13 protein-coding genes are annotated in these 11,713 nt (G+C 63.2%); 1 reads left to right on the top strand and 12 read right to left on the bottom strand.

Annotated elements, in window-relative coordinates; all coding sequences use genetic code 11:
* Nucleotides 1-13: 13 nt before the first annotated feature.
* Both DXK50_RS09900 and DXK50_RS09895 read right to left on the bottom strand, forming a co-directional pair.
* The gene (locus DXK50_RS09900; RefSeq protein WP_161866441.1) at nucleotides 14-982 is read right to left on the bottom strand and encodes a GTP 3',8-cyclase MoaA; all 969 of its coding nucleotides are present in this window, start codon (nucleotides 980-982) and stop codon (nucleotides 14-16) included.
* Nucleotides 983-1,115: 133 nt separating this feature from the next.
* Nucleotides 1,116-1,736: a TetR/AcrR family transcriptional regulator gene (locus DXK50_RS09895; protein ID WP_003245158.1), complete on the bottom strand. Its 621-nt coding sequence runs from the start codon at nucleotides 1,734-1,736 to the stop codon at nucleotides 1,116-1,118.
* A gap of 75 nt (nucleotides 1,737-1,811) precedes the next feature.
* On the opposite strand from DXK50_RS09895, the gene DXK50_RS09890 reads away from it, so the two are divergent.
* Complete coding sequence (locus tag DXK50_RS09890; RefSeq protein ID WP_212630186.1) at nucleotides 1,812-2,945, top strand: aminotransferase class V-fold PLP-dependent enzyme; 1,134 nt, start codon at nucleotides 1,812-1,814, stop codon at nucleotides 2,943-2,945.
* A gap of 249 nt (nucleotides 2,946-3,194) precedes the next feature.
* Here the strand turns inward: DXK50_RS09890 and DXK50_RS09885 are convergent, their stop codons facing one another.
* From DXK50_RS09885 to fabD, 10 genes are all read right to left on the bottom strand, one after another.
* A complete protein-coding gene (locus tag DXK50_RS09885; RefSeq protein ID WP_212630185.1) occupies nucleotides 3,195-3,977 on the bottom strand; it encodes a TatD family hydrolase in 783 nt (260 codons plus the stop codon).
* Nucleotides 3,978-4,091: 114 nt separating this feature from the next.
* Entirely contained in the window at nucleotides 4,092-4,448 is a 357-nt protein-coding gene (locus DXK50_RS09880) for a PilZ domain-containing protein (RefSeq protein ID WP_003245164.1), read from the bottom strand.
* Nucleotides 4,449-4,574: 126 nt separating this feature from the next.
* Nucleotides 4,575-5,567 carry a DNA polymerase III subunit delta' gene (locus DXK50_RS09875; RefSeq protein WP_161866444.1) on the bottom strand — a complete coding sequence of 331 codons (993 nt, stop codon included), beginning with the start codon at nucleotides 5,565-5,567 and terminating at the stop codon, nucleotides 4,575-4,577.
* Entirely contained in the window at nucleotides 5,560-6,192 is a 633-nt protein-coding gene (tmk, locus tag DXK50_RS09870; RefSeq protein WP_212630184.1) for a dTMP kinase, read from the bottom strand. Before tmk ends, DXK50_RS09875 begins: the two co-directional genes overlap by 8 nt.
* 9 nt (nucleotides 6,193-6,201) lie before the next feature.
* Entirely contained in the window at nucleotides 6,202-7,257 is a 1,056-nt protein-coding gene (gene mltG / locus DXK50_RS09865) for an endolytic transglycosylase MltG (RefSeq protein ID WP_212630183.1), read from the bottom strand.
* Nucleotides 7,258-7,260: 3 nt separating this feature from the next.
* Nucleotides 7,261-8,076: an aminodeoxychorismate lyase gene (pabC, locus tag DXK50_RS09860; RefSeq protein ID WP_212630182.1), complete on the bottom strand. Its 816-nt coding sequence runs from the start codon at nucleotides 8,074-8,076 to the stop codon at nucleotides 7,261-7,263.
* On the bottom strand, nucleotides 8,076-9,320 hold the full coding sequence (gene fabF, locus DXK50_RS09855) for a beta-ketoacyl-ACP synthase II (protein ID WP_161866448.1): 1,245 nt from the start codon (nucleotides 9,318-9,320) through the stop codon (nucleotides 8,076-8,078). Before fabF ends, pabC begins: the two co-directional genes overlap by 1 nt.
* 111 nt (nucleotides 9,321-9,431) lie before the next feature.
* Nucleotides 9,432-9,668: an acyl carrier protein gene (gene acpP / locus DXK50_RS09850; RefSeq protein ID WP_003245177.1), complete on the bottom strand. Its 237-nt coding sequence runs from the start codon at nucleotides 9,666-9,668 to the stop codon at nucleotides 9,432-9,434.
* Between the two features lie 228 nt (nucleotides 9,669-9,896).
* A complete protein-coding gene (gene fabG, locus DXK50_RS09845) occupies nucleotides 9,897-10,640 on the bottom strand; it encodes a 3-oxoacyl-ACP reductase FabG (RefSeq protein ID WP_013714817.1) in 744 nt (247 codons plus the stop codon).
* Nucleotides 10,641-10,655: 15 nt separating this feature from the next.
* On the bottom strand, nucleotides 10,656-11,594 hold the full coding sequence (gene fabD, locus DXK50_RS09840) for an ACP S-malonyltransferase (RefSeq protein WP_212630181.1): 939 nt from the start codon (nucleotides 11,592-11,594) through the stop codon (nucleotides 10,656-10,658).
* Between the last annotated feature and the right edge of the window lie 119 nt (nucleotides 11,595-11,713).

Here is an 11,713-nt window from a genome sequence, read left to right as displayed (position 1 = left end):
CGCGCCCTGCGGCTCAGCCGCCGATGATCTTCATCACCGTCACGCCACCGGAAAAAGCCAGGTCCTGTTTGTCACCCAGCGCCTTGACCAATAGACGCTGCAGCGCTGGCAGGGCCTGGTGGCGCGGCTTGTCCAGCAGGTCGCCGACGAAATGGCGATTGCTCGACGACAGGCAGCCATGCAGCCAGCCGGTGGAGGACAGGCGCAGGCGCGAACAGGTCCGGCAGAACGGTACGCTTTCATTGGCGATCACACCGAAGTGCCCCACGCCGGGAATGGCGTAGCGCAGCGCGGTGGCATCCACCGGAGCGCTGGCCTGGACATACTGGTGACGACCCCCTATCAGTTCCAGCAGCTCGGGCATGCCGACGAACTGCTGATTGAAGGTGTTGGGGTCACGTGCGAGGTGGCCCATGCGCATCAACTCGATGAAGCGCAACTCGAAGCCGCGTTCCAGGCAATAGTCGAGCAGCGGCAGCACCTGGTCGAGGTTCTGCCCACGCAACGGCACCATATTGACCTTGATCTTCATCCCGGCATCACGCGCCGCTTCCATGCCAGCCAACACGGTAGCCAGGTCCCCGCCACGGGCGATGCCGCGAAAAGCCTCGGCATCGAGGGTATCGAGGGAAACGTTCAAGCGACGGATACCGCATTCGACCAGCACCGGCAGTTTGCGCTCGAGCAACTGACCGTTGGTGGTCAGGCTGATGTCATCGAGGCCGAGCTGGCTGACCTGGCGCAGGAAAGGCTCCAGACGCGTGCTCACCAGCGGTTCGCCACCGGTGATGCGCAGACGTTCGATGCCGGCCGCTTCGATCAGGTAGGCAACACCGCGTGCCATGGCGTCAGCGGAGAGTTCGTCCTGAGCGGCGACCAGGCGCTTGCCATTCGGCACGCAGTAGGTGCAGGCGTAATTGCAGGCGGCGGTCAGGCTGACGCGAAGGTTGCGAAAGCGTCTGCCCTGGCGGTCAACGATCATGGCGTACTCCAAGCAGGATGACTGGAGTATATCGCCGTAACCGGCCGTGGCACATGGACCATCGGCCGGCTGAATGAGCGGGGTCGCATTTGCCGCAGGTCAGTGTCGCCTCGGCTCGGCGCCCCGCGCCGACTCAGTCGCGCTTGCGCTTGTTACCCATGCGCACGCCGATGTCCATAAGGAACTGGAAGAAGCCTTCCTGATCCTCGAGCACGTTGCTCCAGAACGGCGAGTGGTACAACGCTACTGCGCCGTGAACCAGCGCCCAGGCGGCGCAGTAATGGAAGTACGGCGGCACGTCTTCCAGCTTGCCTTCGGCGATGCGCCCCTTGATCAGCTGGGTCAGGCGCTCGAAGTTGGAGGCGCGGATCTTGTGCAGCTGCTCGACCATCTCCGGCACCTGATTGCCCTTGACCACCTTCTCTTCCAGGCGGTCGAACAGGCGATAGCGCTGCGGATCGCGCATGCGGAATTCGAAGTAGGCACGCGACAGCGCTTCCTTGTCGCGATCCACATCAGCCGAATGCAGCAGCTCGTTCAGATCGCGCTCGTAATCGAGCATCAGGCGCAGGTAGATCTCCGCCTTGGACTTGAAGTGCTTGTAAATAGTGCCTTTGCCGATACCAACCGCATCAGCGATCATCTCGACGGTGACGCTGTCTTCTCCTTGTTCGAGGAAGAGTTTCAGCGCGGTGTCGAGAATTTCTTGCTCGCGGCGACGGAATTCGCGGACCTTACGGGGTTCTTTCTGCATAAAGGGACTGCGGGGTCAAAAATCGAAGCCGCCTATTATGCCCAAATGTAGCCAAATTGCACGGATCATCCGACCATGTACGTGTTTCATGATGAGTTTCCCCAAGAAAGTGGATTGCGTTATCTGAACCATGCCGCGGTTGCCCCCTGGCCGAAACGCAGTGCCGAAGCGGTGCGCCGGTTCTCGGAAGCGAACGTGACCAGCGGGGCGCGTGATTATCCCGACTGGCTGAAACTGGAGCGTAGCCTGCGCGAACGTCTGATGCGCTTGCTGAACGCGCCAAGCACCGGCGATATCGCTCTGGTCAAGAACACGTCAGAAGCGCTGTCGTTCGTGGCCTTCGGTCTGGATTGGCGCCCCGGCGACCAGGTAATCATCAGTGACGAGGAATTCCCCTCCAACCGCATCGTCTGGCTGGCGCTGGCAACCCAGGGCGTGGAGGTGGTCGAAGTCAGCCTCAAGGGCGACGATCCGGAAGCAGCGCTGCTCGCAGCCTTCACCCCACGTACACGCTTGCTGTCTATCAGCGCCGTGCAGTTCGCCAGCGGCCTGCGTCTGGATTTGCCGCGCCTCGGCCGCGGCTGCCGTCAGCACGGCGTGCTGTTCTGCGTGGATGCCATCCAGCAGCTGGGCGCCCTGCCCTTCGACGTGCAGGCTTACGACTGTGATTTCGCCATGGCCGATGGCCACAAATGGATGCTCGGCCCGGAAGGTCTCGGCGTGTTCTATTGCCGCACCGCCGTGCGTGATCAGTTGCAGCTGCACGAATACGGCTGGCATATGCTGGAGCATGCCGGCGACTATACCCGCCAGGACTGGCAACCGGCACGGAGCGCCCGGCGCTTCGAATGCGGTAGCCCGAACATGCTCGGCGCCTTCGCCCTGGAAGCGAGCCTGGCGCTACTCGAGGAAGTGGGCATGGAGCGCGTCGGCACCTTGCTGGAGGAACGTGTGCGGCAATTGACCGACGGCATAGCCAGGTTACCCGGCGCTACGCTGCACAGTCCGCTGGATACGCAACGCCGCGCCGGCATCCTCAACTTCAGCCTGGCGGGCCGGGACAATGCTGCGTTGTATCAGCGCCTGCGCGAAGAACAGGTGATCTGTGTGCAGCGCGGGCCCGGGGTCCGCCTGTCACCGCACTTCTACACCCAGGAGCAGGTAATCGAGGAAACGCTGGCGCTTCTAGCCCAGCTGGCAAAAGGGTGAGGACTCAACAGCGACCGCGGTATTCCAAATCTGTTTAAAAAACACACGATTTTGCCTGGACGCTCGCCCAACATGACCAATACTGAAACTTACTGGTGTGCGGCATCTCCCCCCAAGTGCCCCGCCAGCCAAGGTACCGTGGACCGCGTACCTTGATTTACTCCTAATGGTCTTAACCCGGATTCATCCCCCAGAGTCCGGGTTTTTTTTGCCTGGTCTGATGACAGAAGCGCGAACCGTAGTCCGGCGTCAGGCCACGCTGGCCAGCGGGAACAGGCGCTTGAAGTTGCTCGAGGTCTGCTCGGCCAGGGTCTCGTAACTGACGCCACGCAGCACCGCCAGGTATTCAGCCACCTCTCGAACGTATTGCGGCAGATTGGGCTTGCCGCGATGCGGCACGGGCGCCAGGTAAGGCGAGTCGGTTTCTACCAGCAGGCGGTCGGCCGGTACCTGGCGGGCGACCTCGCGCAGCGCTTCGGCATTGCGGAAGGTAACGATACCGGACAGAGAAATATAGAAACCGATGTCCAGCGCGGCCTTGGCCATCTCCCAGTCTTCGGTGAAGCAGTGCAGCACGCCGGCCTGCGGCAGCGCCACCTCGCGCAGCAGGGCCAGAGTATCGGCGCGAGCCTCGCGGGTATGTACGATCACCGGTTTGCCGGTGATGCGCGCCGCTTCCAGATGCAGACGGAAGGACGCCTGCTGCAATGCAGCAGACTCCGGCTCGTAGTGGTAATCCAGTCCGGTCTCACCGATGGCGACCACCTTCGGATGCGCCAGCTCGCCCAGCAGCCAGTCCAGCGCCGGCTCCGCGCCTGGCTCGAGGTCCAGCGGATGCACGCCCACCGAGCAATCGACGTCCGCGTAGCGCTCAGCCAGGCCCTTGACCGTGGCCGCGTTGTCGGCGCTTACGCCGATGCACAGAAAATGGCCGACGCCGACGGCACGCGCCGCATCCAGGGCAGCATCCAGCGAACCGCCATGGGCAGCGAGGTCAAGACGATCAAGGTGGCAATGGGAGTCGATCAGCACAGCGGGAAAACTCGGGCAAAGGGAAAGCCCGAATTGTAATCGAAAGAGGCAGGTGCCTGGTCGTCAAGAGGGAGGGGCTTTGACCGCGAGGAGAGTTCGCTCGCGGCCAGCGCATTACATGGTGTGCGTCGGGCGGTCGGATTTCAGCGCGCCGGCCAGGTAGGTTTCGATCTTGTTGCGGGCGGTATTGTCACCATCGTTGAACTGTACGCCAACCCCGGCAGCGCGGTTGCCCTGGGCACCTTTCGGAGTGATCCACACCACCTTGCCGGCCACCGGTATCTTCTCCGGCTCGTCCATCAGGTTGAGCAGCATGAACACTTCATCACCGAGCTTGTAGCTCTTGTTGGTGGGAATGAAGAGCCCGCCGTTCTTGATGAAAGGCATGTAGGCCGCGTACAGCACGGACTTGTCCTTGATGGTCAGGGACAGAATTCCGTTACGGGGCCCCAGATTGGGTGGCAGGCTCATCAGCACATTCCTGGCGTTTATTGCTTAATGCTTGATTCTAGGGCCTGTTCATACTCCGGCGCAAACCACCGGGTGGCACGCAGCCAGCAGAATGTGACGCCTTGCCGAATCCCGATGCGACCTCGGTCAGCCGCGCCCCTGCTCAGGCAGAGCGGCCCACTGCACAAGCAAGGCTTCCAGCAGCAGCACACGGTTGAGGTTGGCCTTGCCGATCACCTTCTGCCTTTGGCCAAGCAGCCATTCCTGAATGGCCAGCACCCTGGCCTGCGGCGTCTTGTCCGCCAAATATTGCACCACCTTGCGCATATCGGCCTGGCCCAGGCCCTCCTCGTCCCTGGTCAGCTGGTAACGCAGCATCAGCTGTGCCCAGTCGCAGAACCAGTCGAACAACAGATTCAATGGCAGCGCGTTCCAGCTTTCCGCCAGCTGGCTTGGCGAAACCTGTTGCTTGAGCAGCTTCTTCACCCCCTCCACCGCCTGCGCGCGCTGCTCGCGCACGCCCTGCGCCTGCAAGCGCACAGCGGCCAGTGGCGAGCCCGCTGCCAGGGTCAGCAAATCGGCGCGCTCATCGTCGCCCAGCTCAGGCAGCGCCTGGGCCAGCCAGGCCAGGCTCGTCGCCTCACTCGGCAGCGGGCAGGCCTGCTGTACGCAGCGACTCTTGATGGTCGGCAACAGGCGGCTGGGCTGATGGCTGATAAGCAGCAGCACGGTATTGCCGGACGGTTCTTCCAGGCTCTTGAGCAGCGCATTGGCGGCATTGAGGTTCATCGCCTCGGCCGGCTCCAGCAACACCACCTTGCGCCCGCCAAGCTGCGCGGTCTGCACCACGAAATCGACCAGCTCGCGCACCTGATCGACCTTGATCGGCTTGTCCGCCTCCTCGGGCTCGAGCACGAAGTTGTCCGGGTGAGTGCCGGCAACTAGCAGATGACAGGATTTGCAGTTGCCGCAGGCATCCAGGCCGCTCGGACTCTGACAGAGAAGATATGCCATCAGGCGCTCGGCCAGCGCGCGCTTGCCGATGCCGCTGGGACCATGCAGCAGATAGGCATGGGCATGCTGGCTGCGCCCGGCCAGTTGCTGCCAGAGCGGTTGCTGCCAGGGGTAGATCTCAGCCACGGCAGGCCTCCAGCAGGCTCGGCAACAAGGTATCGATATCAGCCTGAACCTGGACCAGGCTCTGCCCGGCATCGAGCACGCGATAACGCTGCGGCGCCTGCGCGGCGCGCTGCAGGTAGGCCTGGCGTACCGCTTCGAAGAAGCCACGGCCTTCCTGCTCGAAACGGTCCAGGCGCCCGCGCGCCGCTGCGCGCGCAAGCCCCACTTCCACAGGCAGATCGAAAATCAGCGTCAGGTTGGGGCGCAGCTCGTCCTGGACGAACTGCTCCAGCTGCGCAATGCGCTCGATGGACAGTCCTCGCCCGCCGCCCTGATAGGCGTAGGTGGCGTCGGTGAAACGGTCGCACAGCACCACGCTGCCCTTGGCCAAGGCCGGGCGAATCACTTGTTGCAGGTGCTGAGCACGGGCGGCGAACACCAGCAGCAGCTCGGTATCGGCCGCCATCGGCTCGTCGCTGGGATCGAGCAGCAGATCGCGGATACGCTCGGCCAGCGGTGTGCCGCCCGGTTCACGGGTCAGCAGCACGTCGACGCCCTGCTCGCGCAGGCGTTCGGCCAGATACTCGCGATTGGTGCTCTTGCCAGCACCTTCCGGGCCTTCCAGGGTAATAAACAGACCGGTCACGGATTGCCCTTATTCAGTTTCGGCCGCCGCGCGAGGCGCGGGGCTGGAGCGGTAGTCGGCGCGACGCTTGAGCTGGTATTCGCGCACGGCGCGGTTGTGCTCATCCAGGGTGTTGGAGAACACATGGCTGCCGTCGCCTCGCGCGACAAAATACAGGGTGGTGCCATCGAGCGGGTTGAGCGCAGCGTGAATGGCCTCACGCCCGACCATGGCGATCGGCGTCGGCGGCATGCCGTCGATGGTGTAGGTGTTGTAGGGCGTCGGCGTGCGCAGGTCTGCACGAGTGATACGACCGTTGTAGCGCTCGCCCATGCCGTAGATCACAGTAGGGTCGGTCTGCAGACGCATACCCATGCGCAGACGGCGGACGAACACACCGGCGATTTCGCCGCGTTCCTCGGGCACGCCGGTTTCCTTCTCGATCATCGAGGCCATGATCAGTGCCTCGTACGGCTCGCGGTAGGGCAAACCCTCGGCGCGCTTCTGCCACTCTTCGGCAAGCACGGCTTCAAGGCGAGTGTTGGCCTGCTTGAGCAGGTCTTCGTCGCTCATGCCGCGCACATAGCGGTAGGTGTCGGGAAAGAAGCGCCCTTCCGGATTCTGTCCGGCCAGACCCAGACGTTCCATCAGCTGGGCATCGGTGAGATCGGCCAGACGCTGCTCCAGGCGCTCCTGACGCCCCAGGGCCGCACGCACCTGGCGGAAGTTCCAGCCCTCGACCAGCGTCAGGCTGTACTGCACCACTTCGCCGCGCTGCCACAGGCCGAGCATGTCCCGCGCGCTGTGCTCGGGCAGCAGGCGATATTCGCCGCTGTGCATGGCCGGAGCACGCAGATTGAAACGCCAGTAAAGGCGCAGCCAGAAAGCGTTGTCGATCACGCCGTCGGCTTCCAGACGATTGAGCAGGCCGCTCGGCGTGGCGCCGGACGGCACCTCCAGGAGCATTTCTTCAGTCAGATGCAGAGGCTGTTCCAGCGCTCTGTGCTGCTGCCAGGCGGCCCCTACCACCAGCAGCGCAGCCAGCAGCACACCGCACTCGAGCAGCAACAAGATCTTGCGTAGCACCAGTTATTTACTCAGTAGGTCGCAGACGATGGCCTGCAGTTTACGGGTGAGCGGCCCGACCGACCAGTGTCGCTCTTGCAGCGCCCGTACAGGCCAGATGCCGTAAAGGCTGTTGCAGAGAAAGACTTCATCGGCACTCAGCAGTTCTTCCAATGAAATATCGCGTAACTCGATGGCCAGCCCGAGCATCTGCGCCTGCTGCAGAATCTCCGCACGCATCACCCCCGCCACGCCACAGCGCGACAGATCGGCCGTCACCAGCCCGCCTTCGATGACCAGAAACAGGTTGCTGTACACGCCTTCGATGACCCGACCATGGCTGTCACGCATCAGCCCCTCGGCACACTCGGCGTCCTGCCACTCGGCACGCGCCAGCACCTGCTCCAGACGGTTGAGATGTTTGAGACCGGCCAGCAAGGGCTGCTCGGCCAGACGTGTCACGCAGGGGAACAGACGCACGCCCTGATCGGCGTGCACAGCGGGATACTGCGGCAAAGGTGCGGCCTGCAGGATGCGCAGCGGCTGGCAGGGCTGTGGCGACGCATAACCGCGCTGGCCCTCACCTCGGGTAACGACCAGCTTGGCCACGCCCTCGCCCAGTTGCCCGGCAAAGGCCTGCAACTCGCCTTCCATCAGCGGCAGATCGAGAGGAATGGACAGGCGCCGACAGCCCTCAGCCAGGCGCGCCATATGCCGCGCCAGCAACGGGATGCGCCCGCCACGCACAGCGATGGTCTCGAACAGACCATCGCCGTAAGCCAGGCCACGGTCGCGAACCGACAGTTGCTCGCCGGGCGCGCCGTTGACCCAGCTCAGCATCAGCCGTGGTACCGACGGAACAACAGCGAGCCGTTGGTGCCGCCGAAGCCGAAGGAGTTCGACAGGGCGATCTCGATCGGCATGGCCTTGGCCTGGTGCGCGACGAAGTCCAGGTCGCAGCCTTCGTCCGGCTCGTCCAGGTTGATGGTCGGCGGCGCGACCTGGTCGCGGATCGCCAGCACGCTGAAAATCGCCTCCACCGCGCCCGCAGCCCCCAGCAGGTGACCGGTCATGGACTTAGTCGAGCTGACCGCCAGCTTGTAGGCGTGATCGCCGAACACGCTCTTCACCGCCGCGGCTTCGGCAATATCGCCAGCCGGGGTCGAGGTGCCGTGCGCGTTGATGTACTGCACCTGGTCGGCATTGATGCCGGCATCGCGCAGGGCTGCCGCCATGCAGCGCGCTGCACCGGCGCCGTCCTCGGGCGGCGAGGTCATGTGGAAGGCGTCGCCGCTCATGCCGAAACCGATCAGCTCGGCATAGATGGTGGCGCCACGCGCCTTGGCGTGTTCCAGTTCTTCCAGCACCAGGGCGCCGGAACCGTCGGACAGCACGAAGCCGTCACGGCCCTTGTCCCATGGGCGGCTGGCCTTGGTCGGCTCGTCGTTGCGAGTCGACAGCGCACGCGCCGCACCGAAGCCGCCCATGCCCAGGCCGCAGGCCGCCATCTCGGCGCCGCCGGCGACCATGACGTCAGCTTCGCCATAGGCGATATTGCGTGCGGCCATGCCGATGCAATGGGTGCCGGTGGTACACGCCGTAGCGATGGCGTAGTTCGGCCCCTGCAGCCCCAGGTGGATCGACAGGAAACCGGAAATCATGTTGATGATCGAGCCCGGCACGAAGAACGGCGAAATGCGCCGCGGCCCCTGCTCGTGCAGCGATTTGCAGTTGTTCTCGATATTGGTCAGGCCGCCGATACCTGAGCCCATGGCCACACCGATACGCTCGCGATTGGCGTCGGTGATTTCCAGCCCGGAATCACGCACGGCCTGGAAGCAGGCAGCGAGACCGTACTGGATGAACAGGTCGAGCTTGCGCGCCTCCTTGGCAGAGAGGTACTCCTCGACGTTGAAGCCCTTGAGCGACCCGCCAAAACGGGTGGAGTAGGCCGACAGGTCCATATGCTCGATCAGACCGATGCCACTGCGCCCGGCCAAAATGCCCTGCCAGCTGCTCGGCACATCGTTACCCAGCGGCGACAGCATGCCCATACCGGTAACCACGACGCGTCTACGCGACACAGCAATCTCCTCTTGTTCTACTCAGGCGCTACATGCGCCTTGCACGTAAAGAAAAGCCGCACGCCTGATAAGGGCAGTGCGGCTTTTCTCGGTCAGAAAGCTGACTGTGACTTATTGCGCGTGGGCAGTCACGTAGTCGATGGCTTCCTGAACGGTGGTGATCTTCTCAGCTTGCTCGTCCGGGATCTCGGTCTCGAATTCTTCTTCGAGAGCCATCACCAGCTCAACGGTGTCAAGAGAGTCGGCACCCAGGTCTTCGACGAAGGAAGCGCTGTTGGTTACTTCCTCTTCCTTGACGCCAAGTTGCTCAGCAACGATTTTCTTGACGCGTTCTTCGATGGTGCTCATACCTTGTTTTCACTCCTATTGGACAAATCCAGGCAGCTGGTAGCGGCCAAGTGTATAGAAAGGGTTTTTAGCATTTCAAGCTGAATGCCGGGGAGCCCCCAGGTACACTTCAACGATCTGTCTATAAACCTGTTGCAGCTTTATAACGGATTTTAGACAGCCACTATGACAGTTTTCTGATGGCTCGCGTCACATTCGAGAACCTCCGGACAGTCGGAGGCGCCCTTTTTAGCTCATGTACATACCGCCGTTCACCGGAATAGTAGCCCCAGTGACGTAGCCTGCGCCATCGGAAGCCAGGAAACCGACGACCTTGGCGATCTCTTCGGCCTGGCCCAGACGGCCCAGCGGAATCTGCGTCAGCAGCGCGTCGCGCTGTGCTTCCGGCAGCTCGCGAGTCATGTCGGTATCGATGAAACCAGGAGCTACCGAGTTGACGGTAATGCCGCGCGAACCGACTTCACGCGCCAGAGCGCGGCTGAAACCTTCCAGACCGGCCTTGGCGGCAGCGTAATTGGCCTGTCCGGCATTGCCCATGGCACCAACCACGGAACCGATGTTGATGATCCGGCCGAAGCGTGCCTTGGTCATACCACGCAGCACACCCTTGGACAGCCGATAGAGGCTGTTGAGGTTGGTGTCGATGACATCGAACCACTCGTCGTCTTTCATACGCAGCATCAGGTTGTCGCGGGTGATACCGGCGTTGTTGACCAGAATGGCCGGCGCACCGAACTGCTCGGCGATAGCACCCAGCACGGCCTCGACGGATTCGGCACTGGTCACGTTCAGCTCCATGCCGGTACCGCTGATGCCGTGCTCTTTCAGCGTGGCAGCGATGCGCTCGGCACCGGATGCCGAAGTGGCTGTGCCGATGACGATGGCACCCTGACGGCCCAGCTCCAGGGCAATTGCCTGGCCGATACCGCGGCTGGCGCCAGTGACCAGCGCGACCTTACCTTGCAGACTCATGTTCGTTCTCCTTTCTCAAGCCAACGCAGCACGAGCAGCGGCGAAAGCGTCGGGGGTATCCAGACTGTGGGTGTTGATGCCTTTGACGCAGCGCTTGTTCAGGCCGCTGAGCACCTTGCCGGGGCCGCACTCGACCAGATCGGTTACGCCCTGCTCGGACAGACGCACCATGGACTCGACCCAGCGAACCGGGCTGTACAGCTGCGCCAGCAGGTCGGCCTTCAGGGTGGCCAGGTCGGACACCACGGCGGCGCTGACGTTCTGCACCAGCGGAATCTGCGGCGCCTGCCAGTTCAAGGCCTCGACCGACTCGGCGAAACGCTCGGCAGCAGGCTTCATCAGCGCGCAGTGCGACGGCACGCTGACCGGCAGCGCCATGGCGCGCTTGGCACCACGCGCCTTGCACGCCTCGATGGCACGCTCGACGGCAGCCGCGCTACCGGCGATCACCACCTGGCCCGGGGCGTTGAAGTTCACTGCACTGACCACATCGCCCTGCGCCGCTTCGGCACAGGCAGCCAGCACATCGGCATCCTCCAGACCGAGGATGGCGGCCATGCCGCCCTGCCCGGCCGGAACGGCCTGTTGCATCAGTTGACCGCGGCGCTCCACCAGCTTCACGGCGTCGGCAAAGCCGATGCTGCCCGCGGCGACCAGCGCGGAGTACTCACCCAGGCTGTGACCGGCGACGAACGCCGGCTTGGCGCCTCCCTCGGCCTGCCACAAACGCCACAGGGCGATGGAGGCGGTGAGAATGGCCGGCTGGGTCTTGTCGGTCTGGTTCAGTTGCTCTTCCGGGCCTTGCTGGGTCAGCGCCCAGAGGTCGTAGCCGAGCGCTTCGGAGGCTTCGCCGAAGGTATCGAGCACCAGCTTCTGCTGGGCACCGTGATCGGCGAGCATGGCCAGGGCTTGCGAACCCTGACCGGGAAAGACGAATGCGAGGGATGCAGACATGAATAAGTCCCTTGAGTCGAAAAACCAGCGCCAGGCGAGCCTGGCGCAGCAAACTGACAGTTGGATGACAGGCCGCGTGCCGCGGTCACATTCCGCCGCAGCCCATACCCTGAAAACGC

The sequence above is a fragment of the Pseudomonas sp. KB-10 genome, assembly GCF_018221585.1.
Lineage (GTDB): Bacteria > Pseudomonadota > Gammaproteobacteria > Pseudomonadales > Pseudomonadaceae > Aquipseudomonas > Aquipseudomonas yangonensis.
This window is presented reverse-complemented; position numbering and strand designations above follow the sequence as displayed.

Bases quoted from the DNA above. Each gene is read 5' to 3' on its own strand.
- DXK50_RS09900 (WP_161866441.1), bottom strand. From the start codon at position 982: ATGATCGTTGACCGCCAGGGCAGACGCTTTCGCAACCTTCGCGTCAGC.
- DXK50_RS09895 (WP_003245158.1), bottom strand. From the start codon at position 1,736: ATGCAGAAAGAACCCCGTAAGGTCCGCGAATTCCGTCGCCGCGAGCAA.
- fabD (WP_212630181.1), bottom strand. From the start codon at position 11,594: ATGTCTGCATCCCTCGCATTCGTCTTTCCCGGTCAGGGTTCGCAAGCC.
- acpP (WP_003245177.1), bottom strand. From the start codon at position 9,668: ATGAGCACCATCGAAGAACGCGTCAAGAAAATCGTTGCTGAGCAACTT.
- pabC (WP_212630182.1), bottom strand. From the start codon at position 8,076: ATGCTGAGCTGGGTCAACGGCGCGCCCGGCGAGCAACTGTCGGTTCGC.
- DXK50_RS09880 (WP_003245164.1), bottom strand. From the start codon at position 4,448: ATGAGCCTGCCACCCAATCTGGGGCCCCGTAACGGAATTCTGTCCCTG.
- DXK50_RS09890 (WP_212630186.1), top strand. From the start codon at position 1,812: ATGTACGTGTTTCATGATGAGTTTCCCCAAGAAAGTGGATTGCGTTAT.
- fabG (WP_013714817.1), bottom strand. From the start codon at position 10,640: ATGAGTCTGCAAGGTAAGGTCGCGCTGGTCACTGGCGCCAGCCGCGGT.